This is a genomic window from Photobacterium minamisatsumaniensis (assembly GCF_050336695.1).
Lineage (GTDB): Bacteria > Pseudomonadota > Gammaproteobacteria > Enterobacterales > Vibrionaceae > Photobacterium > Photobacterium minamisatsumaniensis.
Window position 1 is genome coordinate 25,330 of the sequence record NZ_JAKJSI010000010.1, and the last position, 25,294, is coordinate 50,623.

Sequence of the window (25,294 nt, forward strand, 5' to 3'; positions counted from 1 at the left end):
CTTAATTAGCTTGTTTGTCAGCTTGTGCGGCCAATTTTTCCATACGAATGGTGACTGCTCGCTTATGTGCATCAAGGCCTTCAGCTTCGGCAATAGTGACAACTGTTGGAGCTAATTCACTTAAGCCACTTGCTGAAAGTTCTTGTACCGTCATACGCTTAGAAAAATCAGCTAAGCCAAGACTAGAATAGGTACGGGTATAGCCGTATGTCGGAAGCACGTGGTTTGTACCTGAAGCGTAATCGCCGACCGATTCTGGCGACCAATTACCTAGGAAAATCGAACCCGCGTTGTCTAGTTGCGACACTAACTCTCGAGGGTTACGTGTCTGCACAATAAGGTGCTCAGGACCATAGTGGTTCGAAATTGACACACACTGGGTGAGACTATCAGCAATGATTAGAATACTTGAGCCAAGTGCTTCACGGGCAATGTCGGCTCGTGATAATTGCTTAAGCTGCTGTTGAATGGCATCAGCGGTGCGATCGGCAATACTCGGGTCGGGTGTCACAAGCACGACTTGAGAATCAGGTCCGTGCTCGGCTTGGCTAAGTAAATCTGCGGCGATGAAGTCGGGATCCGCTGTACTGTCCGCGATGACTAATACTTCTGAAGGACCTGCTGGCATGTCGATAGCCGCACCTCGAAAGTCGTTGCTGACTTGGCGCTTTGCCTCGGTGACGAAAGCATTACCCGGACCAAAAATCTTATCTACTTTCGCTACGGTTTCAGTACCGTAAGCCATTGCAGCAACCGCTTGTGAGCCGCCAGCATTGTAGATTTCAGTAATGCCACATAGTTCGGCCACATACAGAATTTCATCGGCAATCGGTGGTGGTGAGCAAAGAACAACTTCACGACAACCCGCAATTTGTGATGGTACGCCTAACATTAATACGGTTGATGGTAATGGTGCACTTCCGCCTGGAATATATAGACCCACAGAGTTAATCGGGCGAGTGACTTGCTCACACACAACTCCTGGCTGAGTTTCAACACGTAGTGTTGGCTGCTTTTGTGCTTTGTGAAACGTCGCAATATTCTGATAAGCCTGCTGGAGCGCCTGCTTCATCGTGCTCGTTAAACGTGCCGATGCCGCAGATACTTCCTCTTGACTGACTTTAATTGAGTCTGGCTTTACACCATCAAACTTCTCAGTTAGCTCAAGCAAAGCCTGATCGCCACGTTGACGAACATCGTTAATCACATTAGCAACAATTGCTGTGATGTTAGCCCCTTCAGTGATAGCGGGGCGTTCAAGCAGGCTTTCTTGTTGGCTTTCGCTGAGTGATTGCCATACAACCGTTTTCATGGCTTACTCCATCATTTTTTCGATTGGTAGAACAAGAATGGAGCTTGCACCAAGCTCTTTAAGTTGCTCCATGGTTTCCCAAAATAGGTTTTCTGAACTCACTAAGTGAATCGCTACGCGAGTTTTATCTTGTGATAGTGGCATTACAGTTGGATCTTCTGCGCCAGGTAATAGGTCTTTGATTTGATCAAGGCGATCTGTTGGCGCGTGTAGCATGATGTACTTCGATTCTTTCGCTTGAATAACACCTTGCATACGGGTTAATAGGCGCTCGATAAGCGCTTGCTTATCTGTAGAGAATTCACCTGTACGTTGAATTAAAACCGCTTTCGAACGAAGAATCACTTCGGCTTCTTTTAAGCCATTAGCTTCAAGTGTTGCACCAGTTGAAACCAAATCACAAATCGCATCGGCTAAGCCAGCACGTGGAGCGACTTCAACTGAACCATTGAGCATACAAGTACTAAACTCTACGCCTAGCTCATCCATGTAGCGTTTAACAAGCTGCGGGTAAGTCGTTGCAATACGCTTACCTTGTAGATCTTGCGGGCCGTTGTAGTCAGCATCTTTATCGACAGCGATAGACAGGCGGCAACCACCAAAATCTAGACGTCGTAGTTTGGTATATTCTGCAGGTTCACCACGAGCAATTCGCTCTAAACCGACTTCTTCAAGCTCATTTTCACCAATGACACCAAGGTCAACCACACCATCCATGATTAAACCTGGAATATCATCATCTCGTACAAGGAGTAGGTCGATAGGCATGTTTTCGGCGTGAACGACTAAACGCTCGCCCACCATATTGAATTTTACGCCACAGCGCTTGAGTAGGTTTTGGCACTCTTTACTTAAGCGTCCTTTCTTTTGAATTGCAATTCGAAGTCGTTGTGTCTGCATTGTATTAATCCCTATACTCGATGTTGAGCTTAAAATTGAAAAACCCCCGGAAGATTGCTCTTCCGGGGGTCTGAATTTTATTTTTCGCTGACCGCTGGAAGAGAATTTTGCGTCTTCCAGAGCGAGGCGTATCCTCCCGAAAGACTAATCAGGATGATGATGGTGATGTAGGTTAACCATTGGGATACGCATAAATATGTACTCTGTATAAATCTTTATTAACGCTTGCTTGTTAATCACATTAACCAAGCTGGATTTATTTTGCAATGGTATTTTTACGGATTTATTAAATTTCTTCGAGGCTTAGGAATTCATATCTGGATTTATCGTATTTAGCTCAAAAGTTAGCCTTATTTACCATGGGTTTTAATGTGGAACAAGGCTGTTAAATAAGGGCGCATTACAAGTGGTTAACATAGAATGGGTGGAGATATTTGGTTTTTATACATAGATATCTAGCAGGCCTTTAGGTGGTCGTTTTTTGGGCTGCTGTTTTTGATCCTCATTTTCAGGTTCAGTTTTTGGCTCAACTTTTTGTTTTCGCTCGTTGATAAGTGATGCTTGTGTGACTTTTTTTAATTGTTTCTGGGCAGACAGTGGGAGATTGCTATTAGGGTTTATCATGTCATTACCTCATCATCATCGCTTCAGAATAAAAGTGCTGGTCACTATTTAGTCGGCAAATAAAGGAAAAGGTTGAATAAAATTTGTTCGAAAATGTGATTTTTGTGGGGAAGATCGACGTTTTAGTGGGGGGGGGGCTATATGAAAGAGCGAGACCCTACCTTAGCAAAAGTAAGGTAGGGAACTTTAATGAGGATTAGCCGCAGCACTTTTTGTGTTTTTTGCCACTGCCGCATGGGCAAGGGTCATTACGACCGATTTTTTCGTTAACAGCTGGGCGACTTTCTACTTCTGATGCGGGAGCTGGTTCAGGGTATTCGCCATCAATGTAATACCATTGACGCTGACCATTAATGTCTTCTTGTAAAAAACGCGAGCGCTCTTGAAGGCAGTATTCGTTTTCTCCGTCACGGTAGTAGGCTTTGAACTCGACGAAACCTTCGCCAGAATTAGCAATTTCACTCGTGATTATTTCAAGACCAAGCCATTCACTATGTACCGAATCGGCAATTGCGTCTCGGTGTTGTTCTGCTTCACAGCTTGGGTGATAAGTAGCAACGACATAATCAACAAGACCAAGTACATGCGCGCTGTATCGTGAGCGCATCAGTTGTTCAGGGTGTTGGGCATTCGCTGGATTTTGATGGATAGGTTGACAGCACTCTGCGAGAGGGCGTTGACTGCCGCAGGGGCATAACAAACTTTGCTGGGCCATGGTTTACTCTGTTACTGTTCGCTCAAAAATAGTCGCCCATTTTAAGGACTCTAAGTACAGTTCTGCAACGATAGATTCACTGAGGTTCAATGATTGACAAATAAGTTTGATTTTTTGCCAGTCAGCATTGTCATAGGCGATTGCTAAGCGCAATAAACAGCCGAGTTTACCTTGTTGGAACACGAGCGCTTGGCGAACAATTACTTCCAGAGGCAGTTGTTCTATCAATACTTCAATAGGTTGATCTAGCATTGAATCTAGTAGCGAAAATAATCCGGTTAAAAAGGCGTGATTACGGCTTATCTTCGGCTCAAGGTGCTGCGAGAGGCGTTCACAAAAGCGTGCTCGTTGTATCGATAGGTTATATAAAGAGGCTGGCTTATCTTCAGTGGCATGTGATGTTGCCACAAACATAATAAAGCGCCTGAGCTTTTCTTCTCCGAGGTATACCAAGGCTTGTTTGAATGAAGATATTGGCTTTGCACGGGTGTAGGTTATGTTATTAACATGATGGAGTAGCTTGTATGAAAGCGATACATCGGTTGCAATAATCTTTTCTATTTTATCGAAATCAACGTTATGTTGACTTATCTCTTTGTATAACCGTAGTGTCGTCAGTGCCGAAGGTGACAATGTTTTACGGCGCACCATTTCTGGCTTACTAAAAAAGTAACCTTGGAAAAGATGGAACCCCGCATCGTAGCACTGTTGAAACTCCGCTTGGGTCTCAACTTTTTCTGCCAGAAATATCAGTTTACTTTTTTTGTGATATTGAATAAAAAAGCTAGCTTTTTCGATCGGAGTAACTCGAACATCGAATTTAATGATATGAACATAGGGCAGAAAACGGTTCCACTGTGGTGACGGAACAAAATCATCAAGAGCTAAGGTGTACCCTTTTTGGTTTAATTCAATGATCGCTTCTAGTAATTCATCCGTCGGCTCACATGTTTCCAGTATTTCAATAATGAAACATTGTTTTTTAAATAGGAGTGGTGTGCGGTTAACAAGGCTGGTGTAAGGAAAATTAACAAACGCTTTTCGGCCTGCAGTAATATCTGTTGTACTCGAAGACAGAAAGTTATCTGCTAGTAAGCGGTTAGTCGCTTGTTCATCGGCAATATTGGGGAAGGCGTTGTTTGGGCCATCCCGAAATAATAATTCGTAGCCAATGGTTTCCTTGTTCCTGTTCATCACTGGTTGGCGAGCAAGGTATGATTTCATGAAAAACTGTCAAATAGAAACGATCAGATGAAAAATTGTATGCTGTTATTCATACAAAGATATGTCTGAACAATTGGTATTAGTATTACAGATATTTGCACATATAAACAGAGTTACTTATGTAAGAGCAAGCACAACTGATTTAGAACATGGAATTATTTATCGTAATGATAAATAATGGTACTTCGTTCGCTAAAATTATAAATGATTCATGACTGTATTTATGGTCATACAAGCGGGATTGCTTGTAGGTGCTGGTGTGTTTGTGACGATGTTATTAATGGCATGGCGCAAGAACCGAAAGCAGGAAGCTCAAACTAAAATCCTCCCTATTGGGCTTATTGGTGGCTTTGCCAATTTTTGCGACACACTTGGTGTCGGTAGTTTTGCCATTAAAACGGCAGGTTATAAACAATTCAAATTGGTTGATGACAAGCTACTGCCCGGTACATTGAATTGCCAGGCGGTGTTGGCAACGGTCATACAGTCTCTGATTTTCCTAACAGCAGTTGACGTTGATCCGATTACTTTGGTTTCAATGGTGGTTGCTGCATGCTTAGGTGCGACCGTTGGTGCTCGTTTGGTGTCTAGCTGGGACCGTCAGTTGATCCGGATCGTGATGGCAGGGGCTTTGCTGGTGGTTGCCAGTCTGATGCTGGCCGGTCAGCTAGAGTTGTTCCCGCTGGGTGGGATGGCGTTAGGTTTATCGGGTTGGAAGTTGGCCGCCGCTATCCTGGGTAACTTCTTGTTCGGGGCATTGATGACCGTCGGTATTGGCTTATATGCACCATGTATGACTTTGGTCTATTTGCTGGGCATGCACCCGTTGGCTGCTTTTCCTATTATGATGTGCTCATGTGCTTTCTTAAGCTTTTTCTCTGCCGGTGGTTTCATTCGTATGAACCGGATCAATAGCCGCGCGGCACTAATAGTCGCAATTACTGGCCCTATAGGTGTGGTGATTGCGGCGTATTTGGTGAAATCGCTAGATATGCACTTGCTGGCTTGGTTAGTGATTGGAGTGGTGTTATATACTTCTATCACCATGTATCGCTCATGGCTCAAAGAGAAAAGCGTGTCCTCGCAGCAGCTGGCAGAATCCTAAGTTATCGGGTAATTATTATAAAAAAGGTACGCAATGCGTACCTTTTTGCTATTTATTCGTACCGTTTAACAGGAAGTCGCGCGTTTCAAGTTGATAGCCTTCCGCGGAATAAACCAATACTGAACCATGATCATACCAGTCACCCAGTACGATCCGTTCAGCGGGAAGGCCTGCGACTTGAAGTTGGTGGACTGCGGGGCGATGAGTGTGTCCGTGGATCATTTGCTGAACACCGTTATCAGCCATGACTTTCTCAACTTCTTCAGCAGTAACATCCATAATGCTGAGACTTTTCATCTGGTTATTTTGGTTGCTGCCGCTGCGCATTTTATTGCCGATTTGCTGGCGATAGCGTAGAGGCAAACGAAAGAACAGCCATTGAATAATGCGATTGTGTACTTTTTTTCGATAGCGTTGATAGCCTTCGTCTAGGGTACACAAGGTATCTCCGTGTAAGAGTAGGGTTGGCTGTCCATACAGGTCGACAACCGTATGCTCAGGCAGAAGTTGCACACCGGTCTCTTGGCTAAAACGCTTACCAACCAGAAAATCTCGGTTGCCATGAATGAAGTAGCAAGATACACCGCTATCGGTTACTTGCTTGAAGGCGTGTTTGATTTTCTGATGAAAAGGAGAGTCGTCATCATCGCCAATCCACATTTCGAACAAATCCCCAAGTACATAGAGTGCATCAATGCCTTGGGTTTCCTGCTGCATAAATTGGAGGAAGCAAGCGGTAATATCTGGACGGTCAGCACTTAGGTGCAGATCTGAAATAAAAAGAGTTGTCATAGGAATGAAGGGTGACACAGAGGCCACCCTTTGTGAAGAATTACTCTTCGATAGTTACGTTGTTGATAACAATATCTTCAACAGGCACGTCTTGGTGTACATAACCCCAGTTGCCAGTAGAAACAGCTTTGATTTTGTTTACTACGTCCATACCTTCAACAACTTCTGCAAATACACAGTAGCCCCAGCCATCAGGCGTCTCTGATTTGAAGTCTAGGAATTTGTTGTCATTAACGTTGATGAAGAACTGAGAGCTTGCAGAATGCGGTTCCATTGTGCGAGCCATTGCCAATGTACCTACTTTGTTGCTTAGGCCATTGCTTGCTTCATTTTTGATTGGAGCACGCGACTCTTTTTCTTCCATGCCAGGTGCCATACCGCCGCCCTGAACCATAAAGCCGTCGATTACACGGTGGAAGATAGTGCCGTTGTAGAAATCTTCACGACAGTATTGCAAGAAGTTTGCACACGTTTCAGGCGCTTTTTCTGTGTTAAGCTGAATTTTGATGTCACCAAAAGTAGTGTGAAGCGTTACCATGAGATTGTCCTTTAATGGATGTACATTGCTTTAAGTCTTGGATTCTATCCTACTCGGTTTGAGCGTCAATATTAACTCGTATTGATAGCGATCTCAGGCTTAAATAGGTGAAAATTTAGCCTTTTGCCTAACTATAGATGATGGGTGTTTAGTTGGCATGGATCTAAAGGGGAGGATTGATGGTTGAATATATGGTCGGTCTGTATTCTTTACGCAGCCATAATTCGTTAGAACGGCATTTTTCCTTGCCTTAAACAGCCAATAAAGGTGTAATTACCCCCTTATATCGTAACCCCCAAAATGAGTACCGAAGAGACATGTTGAAGATCTATAACTCACTTACAAGACAGAAAGAGGCATTCCAACCCATCCAGCCTGGTAAAGTAGGCATGTACGTCTGTGGGGTTACCATCTACGATTTATGTCACATCGGTCACGGTCGTACTTTTGTTTCTTTTGACGTGGTTTCTCGTTACCTACGCTACTCAGGCTACGATTTAACGTTCGTGCGTAACATTACTGATATCGACGATAAGATCATCAAGCGTGCGGCTGAAAATGGTGAAAGCTGTGATTCTTTGACTGAACGTTTGATCGGTGAAATGCACACTGACTTTGATGCGCTAGGTATGAAACGTCCTGATATCGAACCACGTGCGACAGAATTCATTGCTGAAATCATTACGATGTGTGAGCGTTTGATTGAGCGTGGTTTTGCATACGTTGCGAGTAACGGCGATGTCATGTTCGAAGTGAGCAAGTTTGAAGAATACGGTCGCTTGTCTAAGCAAGATCTTGACCAGCTTCAAGCGGGTGCTCGTGTTGATATTGAAACAGCTAAACGTAGCCCACTTGATTTCGTACTGTGGAAAATGTCGAAGCCGGGTGAGCCAACATGGGAATCACCATGGGGCGCTGGCCGTCCGGGTTGGCACATTGAGTGTTCAGCGATGAATTCAGCAATTTTGGGTGATCACTTTGATATCCATGGTGGTGGTTCAGATCTTCAGTTCCCGCACCATGAAAACGAAATTGCGCAATCGTGCTGTGCGACGGGCTCTCAGTATGTAAATACTTGGATGCACAGCGGCATGGTTATGGTTGACCGTGAAAAGATGTCTAAGTCTTTAGGTAACTTCTTCACTATTCGTGATGTACTAGGTCACTTTGATGCTGAAACAGTTCGTTACTTCCTTATGTCTGGCCACTACCGCAGCCAGTTGAACTACAGCGAAGATAACCTTAAGCAAGCTCGCTCTGCACTCGAGCGTCTTTACACGTCATTACGTGGTTTAGATTCGTCAGTTGAAGCTGCTGGTGGTGAAGAGTTTGTTGCTCGCTTTAAAGAAGCAATGGATGATGATTTCAACACGCCAGAAGCATACTCAGTACTGTTTGATATGGCGCGTGAAACTAACCGCCTAAAAACAGATGACGTAGCTGCCGCTTCAGCATTGGGCGCACGTCTGCGTGAATTGGCAGACATTCTTGGCTTGCTTGCACAAGAGCCAGAAGCTTTCCTTCAAGGTGGTGCTGGTGAAGATGATGATGTCGCTGAAATTGAATCGCTGATCCAACAGCGCCTTGATGCGCGTGCTGCCAAAGACTGGGCCGCTGCCGATGATGCACGTGACAAGCTACTTGCGATGGGAATCATCTTAGAAGATGGCCCACAAGGTACCACTTGGCGTCGTAAATAAGCCTCTGAGTCATCGTTAAATTAGCGTTCTAAAAGCCGGAGTTTTTACTCCGGCTTTTTAATGCCTGTTATTGTGAATTATATTTTCTCTGGCAGCTCGGCGCCGCATTTCTTGCAATAATCGGCATCTTCTTCATGGCCGCTGGTCGAGCAGTTCATACAGCGAATGAGATTTCGCTGGGTTTTCATTTCTTGGCTTAGTTCTGCGGTAATGATCCCCGTTGGTACTGCCAGAATAGAATAGCCCAATAGCATGGTGAAAGATGCTAAGGCTTTACCTAGATCTGTCTGCGGTACGATATCGCCATAACCTACCGTTGTTATGGTGACGATAGCCCAGTAAATGCTGGTAGGAATACTGGTGAAGCCATTGTCTGGCCCTTCAATCACATAAAGTAATGATCCTAATACAGTCACGAGAATAGCGACGGTACTGAAGAAGACGAGTATTTTCCGCTGAGCCATCAATAACGAACGCAACAGAATATTAGAATCTCTTAGAAAGCGTGCGAGCTTCAATATCCGGAATATCCGCATTACCCTGATCAAGCGAACAATCAATAGGTAATTTGAACCAGGGAAAAGGAAAGCAAGGTAGCTAGGCAGTATGGCGATTAAATCGATGACGCCATAAAAGCTACGGGCATAGGCCCATGGCTTGGGAGAGCAATAGAGGCGAAATAGGTATTCAATGGTAAATAGAATAGTAAATAGCCACTCAAGAGCAAAAAGTGCCGTTGGATAGTGGGTTTCTATACTGCTAACCGATGACAGAATCAGAACCAGTTCAGAGCAGAGGATTGCGATAATCAGTGCAACATCGAAGCGCTGTCCTGCTTTGGTTTGGGTGCCGAAAATAACTTGGTAAATTTTCTGACGCCGATTGAGAGTAACCATAGTGCCTTGTTTCTTAGGTGATAATTACTAAGGATATAAGCAAATGGTAAAACTATGAAGCGAGAGGCTGTAATGAGAGGCAGAAATTACGAGAGGCAAGCTGCCTTGCCTCTTTATATTAAGCTTAGCCGAGCCGACAGCTATGCGAGGCCGGGGAATAATGCCCGCAGACCATTGGCGATAAACTCAATACCTAATGCTGCCAAAATCAAGCCCATTATACGAGTGATTACGTTGATTCCTGTTTGACCTAGGAAACGAACAATAATGGGGGCGGCCCTAAAGAGTAGCCAACAACTGAACGCAAATATCACAATGGTGGCGGCGATACCGAGTGTATTGGAAACACTCGGATAACGTGAGCCGTAAACAATGGTGGAACTTATTGCACCAGGGCCAGCCATTAGTGGCATAGCGAGAGGTACAACACCGATTTGCTCGCGGCTAATTGATTCCGACTTTTCTTGTTTATTCTGTTTATCTTCACCCAACTTACCGCTCATCATTGAGAAGGCGATAGTCAGTAGTAGCAATCCACCAGCAACACGAAATGAATCCAGCGAGATGCTAAACATGTCCAGTAGAAACTGGCCTGCTAGCAATGAAACCGTCAGGATAATAGTAACGGCAATATTGGCAGTATAAGCCGTTTTATTTCGTTCTTCTTTACTCATGTGAGCGGTAAGCGAAACGAAAATGGGCATAATGCCGATTGGGTTAACGGCAGCAATTAAGCCGACAAAAAATTGCAGAAAAATGGCAAGTTCGAGTGTTTGCATTTTTAGTATTCTAATTGAATTATATAAAGAAGCAGGCTTCGTTACTCAACATCCATCAGTATAGGCAACCGTTGTTAGTTTACAGAAAGAAAGGCAGGCGAAAAGCATGTCGATCCATAGAGTAAACTTTCGAGTAATACAGTGATGAGTTATTGATCGGCGATACTTTAAGCCAAACGATTGCTGAGTACCAATTAAAAATAGTTATATCCCCCGTTATTTTAAGTAATTTATAAATGTGTTGTTACCGCCCTGTGAACGATTACTTTTTGCGGTTACTCTTAGTGGGTAAGTTTTGTGCTACAAAGATGAAACAAATCACTCTTGCAAAGATTTGATAACGTGATGATGATCACGAATAAATCTGAATATGATCGTTTATGTAGAATTATTACGTAATATAGAACGCAGATTAATGCTTCTGAAAATCGCAAAAGGTTACTTTTCAACCGATGAGGTCTCATAGTCGCCTTTAAAGTTATTGGATTAGAGTGGTTGAGATCAAATTTTGGTAAAGTGTAATCCTAAATGGTTACAAGTGATCTAAATCAATTATTTTCACGGCGTGAAATAATATAATCAGTTTTGAAAGCAATTTACTAAGTATGTGTGTTGCGGGATTGTTGAAATGATGCATTTCCTCCATCCAGCCGCCTTAAAGGATTTAAGACGTATCCTTACTAAAGAATTTTCAATATTAAGTTAGGAGTTAACTATGCCTGTAACAAATATGGCTGAACTAGATGCAATGGTTGCCCGCGTCAAAGCTGCTCAGAAAGAGTTTTCAACTTTTTCTCAAGAGCAGGTTGATAAAATCTTTCGCGCAGCTTCTCTTGCTGCGAACAACGCGCGTATTCCACTAGCTCAACAAGCTGTAGCAGAATCTGGTATGGGTATTGTTGAAGATAAGGTTATCAAAAACCACTTCGCTTCAGAATTTATCTACAACAAATACAAAGACGAACCAACTTGCGGTATTTTGGAAGAGAACGACGAGTTCGGCACCATGACTATCGCTGAGCCAGTAGGTATCATTTGCGGTATCGTACCGACAACTAACCCAACATCTACTGCAATCTTCAAATCTCTAATCTCCCTTAAAACACGTAACGCAATTATCTTCTCGCCACACCCGCGTGCTAAAAACTCAACGAATGATGCTGCTAAATTAGTACTTGATGCTGCTGTTGCTGCTGGTGCACCAAAAGACATCATTGGTTGGATTGACCAACCTTCAGTTGAGCTTTCAAATGCACTGATGAAGCATGACGACATCAACCTTATCCTTGCGACTGGTGGTCCAGGTATGGTTAAAGCAGCTTACTCTTCAGGTAAGCCAGCTATCGGTGTTGGTGCGGGTAACGTACCTGTTGTTATTGATGAAACGGCTGATATTAAGCGTGCTGTAGCATCTGTACTTATGTCTAAGACATTCGATAACGGTGTTGTATGTGCTTCTGAGCAAGCAGTTATCGTTATGGACGAAGTGTATGACGAAGTGAAAGCACGTTTTGCTTCTCACAACGGTTACGTATTGTCTAAATCTGAAGCGGATAAAGTACGTAAAATATTGCTTATCAACGGTAACCTAAACGCAGATATCGTAGGCCAGCCAGCGACTAAAATTGCTGAAATGGCAGGTGTTACTGTTCCTTCTGATACTAAGATCCTTATCGGTGAAGGCGTTGAAGTTAAGTACGAAGACGAATTCGCACACGAAAAACTATCTCCAACATTGGGTATGTTCCGCGCAACTTCTTTTGAAAATGCAGTAGAACAAGCTTGTACTATGGTTGATATCGGCGGCATCGGTCACACATCGGGTCTTTACACTAATCAAGATGTAAATAAAGATCGTATCAAGTACTTCGGCGACAAAATGAAGACTGCGCGTATTCTTGTAAACATTCCGACGACTCACGGTGGTATCGGTGACCTTTACAACTTCAACGTTGCACCTTCTCTAACTCTTGGTTGTGGTTCATGGGGTGGTAACTCTATCTCTGAGAACGTAGGTCCTAAGCACCTTATCAACAAGAAAACTGTAGCGAAGCGAGCTGAGAACATGTTGTGGCATAAACTACCTAAGTCTATTTACTTCCGTCGTGGTAGCCTTCCAATCGCAATGAGCGATCTAGAAGACAAGAAACGTGCATTCCTAGTAACAGACCGTTTCTTATTCAACAATGGCTACGCTGACGAAGTAGTATCACTGCTTAAAGCACAAGGTATTGAAGTTCACACTTTCTTCGACGTAGAAGCGGATCCAACGCTATCTGTTGTTGAGAAAGGCGCTGAAGCAATGAAGAGCTTCCAACCTGACGTGATCATCGCTCTTGGTGGTGGTTCTCCGATGGATGCAGCTAAGATCATGTGGGTAATGTATGAGCACCCAGATACTCACTTTGAAGAACTAGCAATGCGCTTTATGGATATCCGTAAGCGTATTTACAAGTTCCCTAAGATGGGCAAGAAAGCTGAGCTTGTATGTATCACTACTACATCTGGTACAGGTTCTGAAGTTACACCTTTCGCTGTTGTTACTGACGACAAGACTGGTGCTAAGTACCCACTTGCAGACTACGAGCTAACACCACAAATGGCTATCGTTGATGCGAACTTGGTAATGAACATGCCTAAGTCGCTAACGGCTTTCGGTGGCTACGATGCAGTAACTCACGCACTAGAAGCCTACGTGTCTGTTCTTGCTAACGAATACTCTGATGGTCAGGCACTTCAAGCACTTAAGATGCTAAAAGAATACTTACCTTCAAGCTATGCGAATGGTGCAAACGACCCAATCGCTCGTGAGAAAGTACACAATGCTGCGACTATCGCTGGTATCGCGTTTGCGAATGCCTTCCTAGGTGTGTGTCACTCAATGGCGCATAAGATTGGTGCTGAATTCCACATTCCACATGGTTTGGCGAATGCACTACTAATCTCTAACGTTGTTCGTTACAACGCGAATGACAACCCAACGAAACAAACAGCATTCTCTCAGTATGCTAGCCCTCAGGCTCGCCGTCGTTATGCTGAAGTTGCTGACCACTTGGGTCTGTCGCAAGCTGGCGACCGTACAGCTCAGAAAATTGAGCGTCTACTAACTTGGTTAGAAGAGCTGAAGATTGACCTAGACATCCCAACATCTATTCAAGGTGCAGGTGTTGCAGAAGCTGATTTCTTCGCGAAGATTGATACACTTTCAGTTGAAGCGTTTGATGACCAGTGTACTGGTGCTAACCCACGTTACCCTCTTATCAGCGAGCTGAAAGAAGTTCTAACGTCGGCTTACTACGGTACTCCGTATGTTGAAGGTGAAACTTTCGAAGGTACGACTGTTATCAAAAAATCTGAGCCAGTTGTTGTAAAACCAACAGCGAAAGCAAAGAAAGAGAAAGCTGAAGCTTAATCACCATTATTGCTAGCGCATAATGCAGTTATTATTTAGCCCGCCACTTTGGCGGGCTTTTTATATCTGTGTATTTATTGATTAAACAAAATAAGAGTCGCTTTATCGTTGAGGCTCCGTTTGCATAACCAACAGATCAACTGACTTCCGCTTCAATCATTCTGCCGTTGAAGTAGTCGTTAGCAACGATGTACTCCGCACTTCTCACTATTTCATACTGCATAGGCAAGCTCACGACATTGCTGTTGTGTTCTGACTGGCAAGATGAACAATTAATCGTCAGCGGGACAACACCCCCTACACGAATGTTGAACTCCGCTAATTCTTTGGCCCAGCTTTGGGTTAAGCCAGACACCATCGCTTTAGAGCCAGAGTTGAGCATGTTTTGTGAGTTTCCCTCATTAACTGCGAGGTTAATAATGACTCCCCGGCATTCGTGCTCACGCATGTAGTGGGCTGTTTGCTTGCCAAAAGTGAAAAATGACGTCGCTTCTTCTGCCATTGATCGACTGAACTGATCAACGGCTGACGGGCTTAGTAGTGACGGTAGTTCAGCGCCTAGCCAGCAGTTGGTGAGTACATCAATTTGACCATAGTGCTGATGGACGTTACCTATCATGGTGGCGATAGAAGGTTCTGACTGATCGGCAATAAGATAAGATTGACACTGTGCCCCAATCGCTTGGCAAGCTTTCAGCGTTTGATGTAGTTCATACTGACGTACATCAACCAATGCAAGCTTTGCCCCTAAAGAGGCAAAGTGAAGTGAAATTGCCTTGCCTAAAGGGCTGCCTGCAGCAGTAATGAGTATGACTGATTGAGCAATATTCATAACTCTTCCTATCTCAATTTGGCTGAAATTTAGTTTTAGTCGAGTATTCAGCACTAAGGTTGAATCAACCTGCTTACAAATAATTAACCTAACATTACGGCGTTATCAGTAACATAACTGTGAAAATGCGCCCAAAGTGCCGTTGTCTGTTTTTAAATGTTAGTGAACTGTGATCGTAGTGCGGGGTCTTGGTTGCAAAGCTATGAGGGTGGTCACGAAATGAACGATTTTGTGATAAATGATAGATTTAAATGCAATTGGTTGCATTTGTTGTGTTTGTGTAATTAATTGTACATATTCGCGGGCTGATGCACCTAGGGTTAAACTGGCGAGCACGCTAGCTTTGATGCATCTCAGCAAATCGTTTTGCTTGAATCAGTGATAGGTATAAATCTTGTGGTGATGCTTGAATGGTTGCGTCTTCTTTCGGCGGTAAAAGACGGCGTTCATGACCTGAAAGGTTGTGGTAAATCTCCTCTGGCATGCCTTTAGTCCCTTGCGGTGGAAAAGTAAGGGCTGTTGGTTGTAGGCCTTGCAGTAAACGTACATCTGCTAAGCCACTATCTTGAAATAATTGGGCTTGCCGTGCGCCATTCTCATAACAGCGTTCAGAGGTCGTTAAAGGTTGTGGATCTTGCAGCTCAAAATAAGCGCGAAGCTCTGATTCTGTTTTTCCGGGTTTGGGCAGTGCATCAACAGGGGTTGTTTCAAGGTAGTCGGGCGACAACATCGCAAGCATTAATCCAAAGTCAGCACGGCGTCCACCTTCAACCGCATGGTTGAGGTGAGTACCTAGCTGCACTTCGCTTATCAGCTGTGCTTTGTCTAATGTATGGATCTGCATTCAATCGCACCGGAATTAAGGTAGCAAAGAGTTTGCTACTTAGAGGTATATCGGTGCGAGTTGGAATTTCTTTAGTGAAAAAGAGGTTTATTTTTCAAGTGAGGCGATTGCTACACGCATTCGGTGTAAGGCTTCATCCAGTATCTCGGTGCGGCAGGCAAAATTTAGCCGGACAAATTTTGAATTACCAAAATCAGCACCTGGTGAAAGCCCTATACCTGCCTGCTCAAAAAATTTAAACGGGGAAGGTACCGGCAGCGGTGAAGCGTCAATCCATGCGAGGTAAGTCCCTTCAATTGGGTGGAGTGTTAAATAGGGCATGCTATTGATGGCGTTCTCAAGCTTCGTTTTATGATTCTGTAAGAAAGAGAGCTGATTATCTAACCATAGCTGACCGTGCGCATAAGCGGCCTCTGCTGCCGTATAAGCCAACACATTTACACCGGGAACAATGCCCGCCTTGGTTTTGATAAACTGTCGACGTATTTGTGGATTTGGAATTATTGCCATTGAAGCGCCTAGACCTGCGATATTGAATGTTTTGCTGGGCGCTATCAGGGTAATTGAACGATTAGCTGCACTGTCATTTAAACTTGCAAATGGAATGTGCTTGCAGCTTGGGTCAAGAATGAGATCGCTATGGATTTCATCGGAACATACTGTGAGGTTATGTTTCTCGGTAAACGCCAATACTGACTCAAGATCACTTTTATTGTAAACCGTACCGCCTGGGTTTAATGGGTTACAAAAGAGCATTAACGTTGAGTTTGGGGTTACAGCACCATCATCAAGCGACATCAACCAACGCTGTTGCTCAAGGTTAACCGTAAGAGTTGAAAGCTGTCGGTTAGCAAGTTTGATGGATGATTTGAAGGGAGGATATATAGGGCTTGGACATAGTACACTTTGCTCAGGCGAGGTCTGTGAGCGTACAGCCAAGTTGATCCCGCAAACCAGCCCCGGTAAATATACAATCCATTCTGGCTCGATATGCCATTGGTAAAGATCAGCCATTCGCTCGACTAACAGTGTTGTCAGTGATTCTGGGGCGCTGCCGTAGCCAAAGACACCATGGTCGACATGTCGGTGTAGTGCTGCCGTTATGGCCTCTGGTACTTTGAAATCACTGTCTGCTATCCACATGGGCAAGATATCTTGCCCTTTGTATTTATTCCACTTGATACTGTTGCTTTGGGTTCTATCGACGGGTTGTTCAAACAGGTGGTTCAAAGGTGTTTCTGCCATGGTGAGTTCCTTGACGGTGAGTAATTCCAGCGATCTCCATGTGTATTATTGCCACAAAAAACAGATATAAAAAAGCCTTGGTCAATAATGCCAAGGCTTTATATTTGCATTCCCTATCTTTGCTTAGTTATTGATAACTTTGCAGCTTAGAATGTAGGTTTCATGCCAAATTGATCTGCAGCGTAGGCTACACGCTCTTCAGGTGTCGGTGGCTTAGCGGGAACACCCAAATTTTCAATATGTCGAAGGCGAGGTAATAAGCCTGCACCATTAGCCGTTTGAATCGCCAACCCTGGCCTCGCATTGAGTTCAAGTACCATGGGGCCGTAGACTTTATCGAGTACCATATCGGTACCCATGTAGCCTAGCCCTGTCATTTCCCATGCACTTGATGCAAGGGCCAATAGTTTGTGCCAATCAGGTACCGCGAGCTCACTCAGTAAGCGGTCGGTATCAGGGTGATGCTCAATGGGCTGATCAAACTGTACAGCACGAACAGCCTTTCCTGTCGCAATATCAATACCAACGCCAACAGCACCTTGGTGCAAATTAGCTTTGCCATCTGAAGCGGATGTTGAACAACGCATCATTGCCATTACAGGGTAGCCTTTAAATACGATCACTCGCACATCAGGCACACCTTCATAACTAAAACCATCGAAGACATCATCAAATTGGATGAGGTTCTCAACCATCGCAACATCGTTTTTACCACCTAGCGAGAACAAGCCCGCTAAGGTATTGGTAATGTGACGCTCAACATCCTGCTTGTTGATTTCGGCACCAGATGGTTTGACATAAACACCATCTTTATGACGAATGATAACCAATATGCCTTTGCCACCCGATCCCTGTGCTGGTTTTATGACAAAACCCGGCCAGTTCTTCACCATATCGTGAACGCGTCTAACGTACACTTGGCTATCGATGACACCAATCAATTCCGGCACTGTCGCACCCGCTTGTTTAGCGATGAGCTTGGTTTTTAGCTTGTCATCAACAAGTGGGTAAAGGCTACGATCATTGTAACGACCAATGTAGCTGTGATTACGTTGGTTCATCCCCATAATGCCGCGGTCGCGTAACTTAAATGGAGACGTAAACTGTGATAACAGTGACATCGTTAGTCCTCCACAAGTGGTTTGAAGCGGCGAAGTTCACTTAAACGGTAGCCGGTGTAATTACCGAGCATTAAAATTAACGCCAGAATAATCAGCTGAATACCGATGAAATTGAACGTCAGGTGGCGAACCAGCGGGTTAGTCATTGCGAGGTAAACCAATATAGCGGTAAGTAATGAACCACCACCTTGGATTAATACTTCTTTTGCCCCTTCTTCTTCCCAAAGAATCGACATACGTTCAATGGTCCAAGAAAGAATGATCATCGGGAAGAACGTAATCGAAAGCCCTTCAACCAAACCAATCTTAAAGGCGACAACGGTGAAGACAGAGATGATCATTATGACCGTTATGATCACCGCGGATATTCGCGCCACCAGTAATAGGTTCAGTTTCGATAGGTAGCTGCGAATAACCAAGCCTGTACCGACGATGAGTAAGAAACCCAGAATACCGGTGACGAGCTGTGTTTGAACAAACGCAACGGCAATCAACACCGGCATGAAGGTTCCCGAGGTTTTCAAGCCGATAATAATACGCAGGAACACAACGATCAGTGCACCGATAGGCACCAGCATAATGGTTTTGAACATAGCTTGTTCTTCAACCGGAAGGCTATGAATCGAGAAGTTCAGTAAGTCTTCTGCTTGTACCTTTTCGCGGGTTGCTTGTTGCGGGGTAATATCTTGCGCAATAATAGAGAAGCTGATATTTGAATTGCGACCGCCAATAACATCAAGCAGTGAATGGCCTTGTTGATTCCATAATAAAATATTATCAGGTTTACCTTCTTGACCGGTTTGAAGGTTAAAGAGCTGCCAGATTTGACCATCCCAAACCTCAACCATTGGGCTGATACTTTGACGACGGCGACCATCTTCTAGTTGTAAACCACCCACAATTCGGGCGTGAATACTTTCTAGCGAGAGAAGGTTAATAATGGCATCTTCACGGCTGAGATTATTAAGCAGTAGCGATGCATTTTGATTGTTGCGGTCGTTAAATTGTTTAATGAGCTCACGGGTTAGGGTGGTGTTATCTGCAGAAAGGTTGCGAGCTTGATCCAATAGAGCGGTTGCTGCTGTTTGTTGAGGGTTATCTAAGCTAACAGCAACAGTGTCTCCTTTTGGAGGTTGAGCTTTAAAGCTGGCTTGATCATCGACTAACATCTGCGTTTTGTAATACAGGATCTGTTTACCGCTGGCTTGTCTGATGGACCATTCAGCTCGGCGGCCTTTATCGGTGTCAATGAGCGCTACGCCATAACCTGGCGATGAGGTGCTTTCATCTATTTGAGTAAAACCTTGTTGAGTTTCTGGTGCCGCCATTGAAACTTTGACTGGGTCACCAATAGCATCAAATTCAATACGGGATTCGAGCTCCCACATTGCGCGCTCTTCACCTGGCGTCCACGGCACGCCATAAATATCATGGCGGTACATGCTTAGAGCAGTACCCGCAATGACTAGCAGGGTGATTAAAAAGTAAAACGGAATTCTTGACGTCATGACATCCTCATCAAATTGTTATTAGTTTTTTTGTACTTGCTGTTCATTCATTCCTTGAACGAATTTTTTACCGACATCAACTAAAGCGATGTCTTTGAAAAATTCACGACCTAATAATACTGGATAGGTCATTTGACTGCGATCTGCCAAGGTAAATTGTGCTTTTTCGTGAAGATCACCTAATTTTATCCATGCTTCAATAACAGGGCGGCGAACGGCTTCACTTGCATTGACTTGTCGAATTTTCACCCAGCGGATAACGGGGGCTTCAACAACTTCAGCTTTTTCAGCAGTCTCATCAGAGGTGTGATTTAAACTGAAACGCGCCCATTTTTTACCATCACGTTCGAATATTTGAATATCCGTTGCACTCAGTGATGAGGTTGTAGCACCTGTATCAATTCGAGCCTTAAAGAATGATGTCATTGAGTCAATCCAGACCCATTCTTCTTCACCTAAAATTACTTTACCATGGGCAACACGTGTGTTGACTGCAGCAGCTTCAACAGCGATTGGCTCTTCCTCTTCAACTTGAAGGGGTTCAAAGGCTAGCGAGTTAGCGTTACTGAGAGTCATTTCCTTTGATATTGATGATAGTTCTTTTTCCAAGTTTGCAATATATTCATTTTGCTCATCTATTTGCTTAATCATAGTAGCAAGTTGGAAATTAACGCGATCTTCCATCGTATTGATGGCAAGCATGGTTTTTTCTTGATCTTGTTGCGGTGTTAGGGTGCAACCAGAAAGGATAGCTAGGGTAAGTAATGGCACATAGCGGCGAAGCATTATGTCTCCCGGAAGGAATTATTTTTCTATAGTCGGCAATATTTTATCTTAGAAAAAGGGATGCTAACAGCACCCCCTTGTCAGTACTTAGTCAGGATTTCGAGCGATTAGCACGGCACGTTTCGGTGCAGGGTATCCTTCAATAGTTTTAGTTGGATCATTTTGGTCTAAATATTCAGGTAATGAATTGTTTGTCATCCACTCCGTTGAGCGCTGTTCGTTGATACTCGTGACACATTCGTCGACAATTTTCACATCAACAAAACCGCATTTTTCCATCCATACCTTAAGCGCTTTTGCAGAAGGGAAAAAGTACACATTGTGCATTTGGGCATAACGATGAGTAGGTACTAATACCGTATTTTCATCGCCATCGATGACCAATGTTTCCAGAATGACTTCACCATCTTTACGCAGTTGGTTTTTTAACTGGATGATATGATCAAGCGGCGAGCGACGGTGGTAAAGTACCCCCATGCTAAATACAGTATCGAAAGCTCTCAGTTCAGGTAAATCTTCAATGCCTAAAGGCAACAAAAAAGCACGGTTATCTTGGCCCATAAGACGCTTAATAGCTTCAAATTGAATCAAGAATAGGTTTGATGGGTCAATACCAACGGTTAATGCTGCATCTTCACCAAGCATTCGCCACATATGGTAACCGTTACCACAGCCAACATCTAAAACACTGCGCCCTTTTAATGGGGAAATGTGAGGTAGCACACGATCCCATTTCCAGTCAGAGCGCCATTCGGTATCAATGTGAATGCCATGAACGTTATAAGGCCCTTTACGCCATGGATGAAGCAGACGCAATAAGCTTTCAAGGCGTTTTTGCTCACCATCGGCGATGCCACCGTCATTACTAACACTGACTTCATTTTTGATATCGATGATATCAGGTTTATCTGTTGGGAATTTTTTCAGGGCGCGCATCCAACGGTTCATATCACCATGCGCTTCAGACTCCCAATCACTTAGCTGTTTTGGCAACGTATTTAGCCAAGGGCGAAGTGTCTCGTGTTGAGCGAGAAGTTGGTAGAATTCAGAAAAACTAAACATAAACAACAGGTAACCTTATTTAATCGCGAACATAGAGCCAAAGTTAAAGCACTGGAACCACACTTCAGAACTGCTGAAGCCAATGCTTGCAAAGCGTTGTTTGTGGGTATCAATGCTATCGGGGCGCATCACATTTTCGATGGCGCTTCGTTTTTGGCTGATTTCTAACTCGCTATAGCCATTGGCTCGTTTGAAGTCGTGGTGTAAGTCGATAAGCAGTTCGTTAGAGCGCTCATCGTCAAAAATATATTTTTCAGACAAGATCAAGATGCCCCCAGGGCGTAATCCTGCATAGATTTTTTCTAGCAGTGACTGACGGTCTTCAGGAACAAGAAACTGTAGAGTGAAGTTCAGTACAACAACGGATGCATCTTGAATGTCGATATCACGGATATCAGCCTCTACAACCGAGACTGGCGTATCAGAGCGATAAGCGTTGATGTGTAAGCGGCAACGTTCAACCATGGCTGCTGAGTTATCGACCGCGATGATTTCGCAGCCTTCTTGGTTGATATGACGACGCATTGAAAGCGTTGCGGCACCAAGAGAACAACCGAGGTCATAGATTTTAGAGTGAGGCTTGGCAAAGCGTTCAGCAAGCATACCAATCGCAGAAATAATATTGCTATAACCCGGCACTGAACGCTGGATCATATCTGGGAACACTTCAGCGACACGTTCATCAAACGTGAAATCTCCCATCTTTTCGATGGGCGCTGCAAAAATATTGTCGTGACTTGCCATTCTCACGAACCTCTTATCTATATAAAGAACTGGGATCCAACGTATCGGGCTGATATCTCAAAGTTCAAATGCACTTTTAGATACCGATAACCTAAGGTGATCCATCACCCCTGAAAGGTCGCGTATTGTAGAGAAAATGTGGGCATTTGTCTTTATAGATTTTCTTCGATAAATAATAGTTTCTGAGTGTTAATGGTGTCTGAATAGGGTTATGCGCTTTTATGTTTGTAACAAAATGTATGTTACCAAGGTGTGATGAGGCACTTATCAATAAAGCAAGATTCCGCCTATTGATTGGTGCTGTCAATATTAAGACTGTTAACCAATTGTTTTATCGTATTTTTCAATGGCAGCGTCCACTTTTTTCAATTGGATAGATTTAGAGCAGATCTTTACCTTTATCCTTAAATTCTATGGGGAGATTGGGTAGTGAATAAATTTAAGGTCGTTGTCGGTCTTGGTGTGGTCGCCTATTTTGCAACAGTGGCGGTCGTCGATCATTATGATCAGCGTTTGAGTGAAAGCCGCGCAGCCCGTGTGCAGACACAGACAATCAGTGAACTCTCGACTGAAGCTTTTGCTATTTTGAATAATAATGGCTGTTCATACTGCCATACCAGCGATAGTGACATGCCTTTTTATGGTCAACTTCCTGTAGCAAAACAATTGATGGATAAAGATGTTGAAGTGGGTATGCGTCACTTCAACATTGAAGCGATGATGGATCAGGTGAACGCCGGAGAACGAGTTTCGGAGCTAGAACTGGCGAAGCTGGAATCGGTACTTGATGATGGCAGCATGCCGCCAGCACTTTATCTCGCGATGCACTGGCGTTCGAAACTTTCAGTAGAAGAAACGACGACACTTACGCGTTGGGTAAAGGAGGAGCGTCTTCGTCATCATAACCAAGTGAATATTACAAAAGAGTTTAAGTATGACGCTGTTCAACCCATTCGCACGGTGTTTGACGTAGATAGCGCAAAAGTTGAACTGGGCGATAAACTTTTTCACGATACGCGTTTATCTGGTGACAATACGGTTTCCTGCGCAAGTTGTCACTCATTAGACACGGGGGGAGTCGATCGCCTGACGACTTCGCTGGGTGTTAATAATGCGATAGGTCCAATTAATGCGCCAACAGTATTTAACTCTGCATTCAATACGCACCAGTTCTGGGATGGCCGAGCTGCTGATTTGCAAGAGCAGGCAGGCGGCCCACCATTGAACGCACTAGAGATGGCGTCTGATTCATGGCATCAAATTTCAGATAAGTTGATGGATGATGAGCAAATGATTGAAGCGTTTGCGGCTATCTATGAAGAAGGAATTACAGAGCACACCATTACCGATGCCATTGCTGAGTTTGAAAGAACGTTGGTGACACCTAACAGTCGTTTTGACCAATTTCTGCGTGGGGACGCTTCGGCGCTGGATGCCGCTGAGCAAGATGGTTATGCACTATTTAAACAGTATAAATGTGCCAACTGCCATGTTGGTGAAGCGATGGGTGGCCAAGGCTTCGAAGTCATGGGGTTAAAGAATGACTACTTTGCAAATCGTGGCGACGTCACAGATGTTGATTTTGGTCGATATAATGTGACGGGCAACCCTGGTGATATGTACCGATTCAAGGTACCAACACTGCGAAATATTGCCCTGACAGCCCCTTATTTTCACGATGGTAGTGTTGCGACACTAGAAACGGCTGTTGATAAGATGGCTTATTATCAGGTAGGGGTTCGGTTAACTGAAACTGAAATCAGCAAAATTACCGCCTACTTGGAAACCCTGACTGGGGAGTACAACGGTCAAATGCTTCAGTAATAACGGCATATAGCATATAGCGCTTCAGCATTCGTGGTGAAGCGCTTTTTTATCTGCATTCTTTGTTGCGTGGTGTCACTGGTATTTCAGTTAGAGCAACTTGAACTGTGGGCTTGGCGCTTGTGTTGGTAGCTCAACATCAGGAAGTAATCTTGAGGTGATTTTTTGCTGTAATTGGCGGTAAAGCCGAACAGCGAGCTCTGGAGCGTGATTGTTATCTGGGGTATGAATGAATAAGTAGGGCTGTTTGCCTTCATCTAGCCATTTTGGTAAACGGTTAAGCCAATTTGCGAAAAACGGGTCATTACTCACCTCGTCGGGGTGGCCAATAAAACGGACCATAGGGTGATTGGCTGTGGCAATAGCATGTACTGGCACATGGGGTTTTTTCTGGTGGGCATCAATGACCGCAGGGGTGGTTGGTGGCGCAGAAAAAACAGGCCGGCTATCCATAATAATGCGATTGACGTTATGTTCGACCAGTAGGCGGTTCAGCGCTTTCTCTTCTTCCCCTTTAGCAAAAAAGGCGGCGTGTCTAACTTCGACGCCAACAGGAAAATGTTTAGGTAGCCGTTGCAGGAACTTCTTGAGAGCAGGCAGTGAACTTGGGCCAAATTGTGCCGGTAACTGAATTTTCCACAACCCGACTTTATGAGCGACAGGGGACATCACGGTGAAAAAATCAGCAAGTAGCTGATCGCAATGCATCAGTTTATTTTGATGGGTAATGGCTTGTGGCAGCTTGAAAGTAAAACTGAAATCATCCGGGGTGGCATCATTCCACTTGGTCGTCGTTCGGATCGCCGGCGTAGCATAGAAGGTTGTATTGCCCTCGACTGTATGGAATACCTCGGCATATTTCGCGAGTCGATCACCAGGCTTACACCCACTGCCATATAACGTTTGCTGCCAGTGACTGTGGGACCACATGGTCAAGCCTAGTAAAATAGGACGGGGTAAAGGTACTGTCATTGTCATTACCTGCTTGAAACGAATTTATTGATTCCCATTATCTTTCAACCTTCGACTGTTTTAGGTTAATGCTTTTCTGCCAGGACGAGTGGCTAAATTTAAGGGCAACAGTACACAAAACACAAGCGATGCCAGTGATCCACCAAGCATCATTACCGCTGGCATAGCGTAACACGGTCAGTACAGCGAGGAGCAAAGAGCAACAAAGGTTGATCATAAAGCCGAGCTTTTGTTGATTAATTTTCCTATCAAGCTGGTTTGTGGAAGTCGTCTTATCCATCGGTTAGTTCCTGCTATATATGAGTACGTTGAATTAAGTGCCAATTAACCAGAAGCTTTTAGCTTTGGGGCTATTTTGC

General features: G+C 44.2%; 23 protein-coding genes and 1 other annotated feature. Of the genes, 4 read left to right on the forward strand and 19 right to left on the reverse strand.

Translation table 11 applies throughout. The features are described from left to right. Position 1: 1 nt before the first annotated feature. From hisD to L4D78_RS00530, 5 genes are all read right to left on the reverse strand, one after another. Positions 2-1,312, reverse strand: coding sequence for a histidinol dehydrogenase (gene hisD / locus L4D78_RS00510; RefSeq protein WP_428465135.1), 1,311 nt, complete (start codon positions 1,310-1,312; stop codon positions 2-4). A 3-nt stretch (positions 1,313-1,315) separates the two neighbouring features. Then, positions 1,316-2,212 (reverse strand): ATP phosphoribosyltransferase, encoded by an 897-nt coding sequence (hisG, locus tag L4D78_RS00515; protein WP_428465136.1) that lies wholly within the window; start codon positions 2,210-2,212, stop codon positions 1,316-1,318. A gap of 34 nt (positions 2,213-2,246) precedes the next feature. Then, positions 2,247-2,381: a sequence feature (His leader region), on the reverse strand. A 272-nt stretch (positions 2,382-2,653) separates the two neighbouring features. Continuing rightward, positions 2,654-2,836 (reverse strand): hypothetical protein, encoded by a 183-nt coding sequence (locus tag L4D78_RS00520; protein WP_428465137.1) that lies wholly within the window; start codon positions 2,834-2,836, stop codon positions 2,654-2,656. Between the two features lie 196 nt (positions 2,837-3,032). Beyond that, complete coding sequence (locus L4D78_RS00525; RefSeq protein WP_428465138.1) at positions 3,033-3,551, reverse strand: YchJ family metal-binding protein; 519 nt, start codon at positions 3,549-3,551, stop codon at positions 3,033-3,035. 3 nt (positions 3,552-3,554) lie between these two features. Beyond that, positions 3,555-4,775, reverse strand: a complete 1,221-nt coding sequence (locus L4D78_RS00530; RefSeq protein ID WP_428465139.1) for an EAL and HDOD domain-containing protein — start codon at positions 4,773-4,775, stop codon at positions 3,555-3,557. Between the two features lie 211 nt (positions 4,776-4,986). Between L4D78_RS00530 and L4D78_RS00535 the strand changes: the two genes are divergently transcribed. Continuing rightward, complete coding sequence (locus tag L4D78_RS00535) at positions 4,987-5,880, forward strand: sulfite exporter TauE/SafE family protein (RefSeq protein WP_428465140.1); 894 nt, start codon at positions 4,987-4,989, stop codon at positions 5,878-5,880. Positions 5,881-5,928: 48 nt separating this feature from the next. Here the strand turns inward: L4D78_RS00535 and lpxH are convergent, their stop codons facing one another. Together lpxH and L4D78_RS00545 are read right to left on the reverse strand one after the other, a co-directional pair. Then, positions 5,929-6,672, reverse strand: a complete 744-nt coding sequence (lpxH, locus tag L4D78_RS00540; RefSeq protein ID WP_428465414.1) for a UDP-2,3-diacylglucosamine diphosphatase — start codon at positions 6,670-6,672, stop codon at positions 5,929-5,931. A 40-nt stretch (positions 6,673-6,712) separates the two neighbouring features. Beyond that, positions 6,713-7,210: a peptidylprolyl isomerase gene (locus tag L4D78_RS00545; protein WP_428465141.1), complete on the reverse strand. Its 498-nt coding sequence runs from the start codon at positions 7,208-7,210 to the stop codon at positions 6,713-6,715. A 317-nt stretch (positions 7,211-7,527) separates the two neighbouring features. Between L4D78_RS00545 and cysS the strand changes: the two genes are divergently transcribed. After that, complete coding sequence (gene cysS, locus L4D78_RS00550) at positions 7,528-8,910, forward strand: cysteine--tRNA ligase (protein WP_428465142.1); 1,383 nt, start codon at positions 7,528-7,530, stop codon at positions 8,908-8,910. A 77-nt stretch (positions 8,911-8,987) separates the two neighbouring features. Here the strand turns inward: cysS and L4D78_RS00555 are convergent, their stop codons facing one another. Further along, positions 8,988-9,806: an ion transporter gene (locus tag L4D78_RS00555; RefSeq protein WP_428465143.1), complete on the reverse strand. Its 819-nt coding sequence runs from the start codon at positions 9,804-9,806 to the stop codon at positions 8,988-8,990. 140 nt (positions 9,807-9,946) lie between these two features. Beyond that, the gene (locus L4D78_RS00560) at positions 9,947-10,585 is read right to left on the reverse strand and encodes a YchE family NAAT transporter (protein ID WP_428465144.1); all 639 of its coding nucleotides are present in this window, start codon (positions 10,583-10,585) and stop codon (positions 9,947-9,949) included. A 715-nt stretch (positions 10,586-11,300) separates the two neighbouring features. Between L4D78_RS00560 and adhE the strand changes: the two genes are divergently transcribed. After that, positions 11,301-13,997: a bifunctional acetaldehyde-CoA/alcohol dehydrogenase gene (adhE, locus tag L4D78_RS00565; RefSeq protein WP_428465145.1), complete on the forward strand. Its 2,697-nt coding sequence runs from the start codon at positions 11,301-11,303 to the stop codon at positions 13,995-13,997. A gap of 136 nt (positions 13,998-14,133) precedes the next feature. On the opposite strand, the gene L4D78_RS00570 is transcribed toward adhE, so the two are convergent. From L4D78_RS00570 to cmoA, 8 genes are all read right to left on the reverse strand, one after another. Next, on the reverse strand, positions 14,134-14,829 hold the full coding sequence (locus L4D78_RS00570; RefSeq protein WP_428465146.1) for an SDR family oxidoreductase: 696 nt from the start codon (positions 14,827-14,829) through the stop codon (positions 14,134-14,136). Positions 14,830-15,166: 337 nt separating this feature from the next. Next, on the reverse strand, positions 15,167-15,673 hold the full coding sequence (locus tag L4D78_RS00575) for a VC2046/SO_2500 family protein (protein ID WP_428465147.1): 507 nt from the start codon (positions 15,671-15,673) through the stop codon (positions 15,167-15,169). Between the two features lie 87 nt (positions 15,674-15,760). After that, complete coding sequence (locus L4D78_RS00580) at positions 15,761-16,918, reverse strand: MalY/PatB family protein (protein ID WP_428465148.1); 1,158 nt, start codon at positions 16,916-16,918, stop codon at positions 15,761-15,763. A gap of 146 nt (positions 16,919-17,064) precedes the next feature. After that, a complete protein-coding gene (locus tag L4D78_RS00585; RefSeq protein WP_428465149.1) occupies positions 17,065-18,039 on the reverse strand; it encodes an alpha-L-glutamate ligase-like protein in 975 nt (324 codons plus the stop codon). A 2-nt stretch (positions 18,040-18,041) separates the two neighbouring features. Then, a complete protein-coding gene (locus tag L4D78_RS00590) occupies positions 18,042-19,547 on the reverse strand; it encodes an inactive transglutaminase family protein (RefSeq protein ID WP_428465150.1) in 1,506 nt (501 codons plus the stop codon). A 21-nt stretch (positions 19,548-19,568) separates the two neighbouring features. Beyond that, complete coding sequence (locus L4D78_RS00595) at positions 19,569-20,333, reverse strand: ATP-dependent zinc protease family protein (RefSeq protein WP_428465151.1); 765 nt, start codon at positions 20,331-20,333, stop codon at positions 19,569-19,571. An 87-nt stretch (positions 20,334-20,420) separates the two neighbouring features. Beyond that, positions 20,421-21,395, reverse strand: a complete 975-nt coding sequence (gene cmoB, locus L4D78_RS00600) for a tRNA 5-methoxyuridine(34)/uridine 5-oxyacetic acid(34) synthase CmoB (protein WP_428465152.1) — start codon at positions 21,393-21,395, stop codon at positions 20,421-20,423. A 15-nt stretch (positions 21,396-21,410) separates the two neighbouring features. Beyond that, positions 21,411-22,139: a carboxy-S-adenosyl-L-methionine synthase CmoA gene (cmoA, locus tag L4D78_RS00605; RefSeq protein ID WP_428465153.1), complete on the reverse strand. Its 729-nt coding sequence runs from the start codon at positions 22,137-22,139 to the stop codon at positions 21,411-21,413. 429 nt (positions 22,140-22,568) lie between these two features. On the opposite strand from cmoA, the gene L4D78_RS00610 reads away from it, so the two are divergent. Continuing rightward, on the forward strand, positions 22,569-23,963 hold the full coding sequence (locus tag L4D78_RS00610) for a cytochrome c peroxidase (protein WP_428465154.1): 1,395 nt from the start codon (positions 22,569-22,571) through the stop codon (positions 23,961-23,963). Between the two features lie 90 nt (positions 23,964-24,053). On the opposite strand, the gene L4D78_RS00615 is transcribed toward L4D78_RS00610, so the two are convergent. Together L4D78_RS00615 and L4D78_RS00620 are read right to left on the reverse strand one after the other, a co-directional pair. Next, on the reverse strand, positions 24,054-24,935 hold the full coding sequence (locus tag L4D78_RS00615) for a DUF72 domain-containing protein (RefSeq protein WP_428465155.1): 882 nt from the start codon (positions 24,933-24,935) through the stop codon (positions 24,054-24,056). Positions 24,936-24,972: 37 nt separating this feature from the next. Then, positions 24,973-25,215 (reverse strand): hypothetical protein, encoded by a 243-nt coding sequence (locus tag L4D78_RS00620; RefSeq protein WP_428465156.1) that lies wholly within the window; start codon positions 25,213-25,215, stop codon positions 24,973-24,975. Positions 25,216-25,294: the final 79 nt, after the last annotated feature.

Bases quoted from the DNA above. Each gene is read 5' to 3' on its own strand.
- cysS (WP_428465142.1), top strand. From the start codon at position 7,528: ATGTTGAAGATCTATAACTCACTTACAAGACAGAAAGAGGCATTCCAA.
- L4D78_RS00595 (WP_428465151.1), bottom strand. From the start codon at position 20,333: ATGCTTCGCCGCTATGTGCCATTACTTACCCTAGCTATCCTTTCTGGT.
- L4D78_RS00585 (WP_428465149.1), bottom strand. From the start codon at position 18,039: ATGTCACTGTTATCACAGTTTACGTCTCCATTTAAGTTACGCGACCGC.
- L4D78_RS00530 (WP_428465139.1), bottom strand. From the start codon at position 4,775: ATGAAATCATACCTTGCTCGCCAACCAGTGATGAACAGGAACAAGGAA.
- L4D78_RS00545 (WP_428465141.1), bottom strand. From the start codon at position 7,210: ATGGTAACGCTTCACACTACTTTTGGTGACATCAAAATTCAGCTTAAC.
- lpxH (WP_428465414.1), bottom strand. From the start codon at position 6,672: ATGACAACTCTTTTTATTTCAGATCTGCACCTAAGTGCTGACCGTCCA.
- L4D78_RS00555 (WP_428465143.1), bottom strand. From the start codon at position 9,806: ATGGTTACTCTCAATCGGCGTCAGAAAATTTACCAAGTTATTTTCGGC.
- L4D78_RS00620 (WP_428465156.1), bottom strand. From the start codon at position 25,215: ATGGATAAGACGACTTCCACAAACCAGCTTGATAGGAAAATTAATCAA.
- L4D78_RS00525 (WP_428465138.1), bottom strand. From the start codon at position 3,551: ATGGCCCAGCAAAGTTTGTTATGCCCCTGCGGCAGTCAACGCCCTCTC.
- L4D78_RS00580 (WP_428465148.1), bottom strand. From the start codon at position 16,918: ATGGCAGAAACACCTTTGAACCACCTGTTTGAACAACCCGTCGATAGA.
- hisG (WP_428465136.1), bottom strand. From the start codon at position 2,212: ATGCAGACACAACGACTTCGAATTGCAATTCAAAAGAAAGGACGCTTA.
- L4D78_RS00615 (WP_428465155.1), bottom strand. From the start codon at position 24,935: ATGACAGTACCTTTACCCCGTCCTATTTTACTAGGCTTGACCATGTGG.
- L4D78_RS00560 (WP_428465144.1), bottom strand. From the start codon at position 10,585: ATGCAAACACTCGAACTTGCCATTTTTCTGCAATTTTTTGTCGGCTTA.
- L4D78_RS00520 (WP_428465137.1), bottom strand. From the start codon at position 2,836: ATGATAAACCCTAATAGCAATCTCCCACTGTCTGCCCAGAAACAATTA.
- L4D78_RS00590 (WP_428465150.1), bottom strand. From the start codon at position 19,547: ATGACGTCAAGAATTCCGTTTTACTTTTTAATCACCCTGCTAGTCATT.
- cmoB (WP_428465152.1), bottom strand. From the start codon at position 21,395: ATGTTTAGTTTTTCTGAATTCTACCAACTTCTCGCTCAACACGAGACA.
- hisD (WP_428465135.1), bottom strand. From the start codon at position 1,312: ATGAAAACGGTTGTATGGCAATCACTCAGCGAAAGCCAACAAGAAAGC.
- cmoA (WP_428465153.1), bottom strand. From the start codon at position 22,139: ATGGCAAGTCACGACAATATTTTTGCAGCGCCCATCGAAAAGATGGGA.
- adhE (WP_428465145.1), top strand. From the start codon at position 11,301: ATGCCTGTAACAAATATGGCTGAACTAGATGCAATGGTTGCCCGCGTC.
- L4D78_RS00575 (WP_428465147.1), bottom strand. From the start codon at position 15,673: ATGCAGATCCATACATTAGACAAAGCACAGCTGATAAGCGAAGTGCAG.
- L4D78_RS00570 (WP_428465146.1), bottom strand. From the start codon at position 14,829: ATGAATATTGCTCAATCAGTCATACTCATTACTGCTGCAGGCAGCCCT.
- L4D78_RS00535 (WP_428465140.1), top strand. From the start codon at position 4,987: ATGACTGTATTTATGGTCATACAAGCGGGATTGCTTGTAGGTGCTGGT.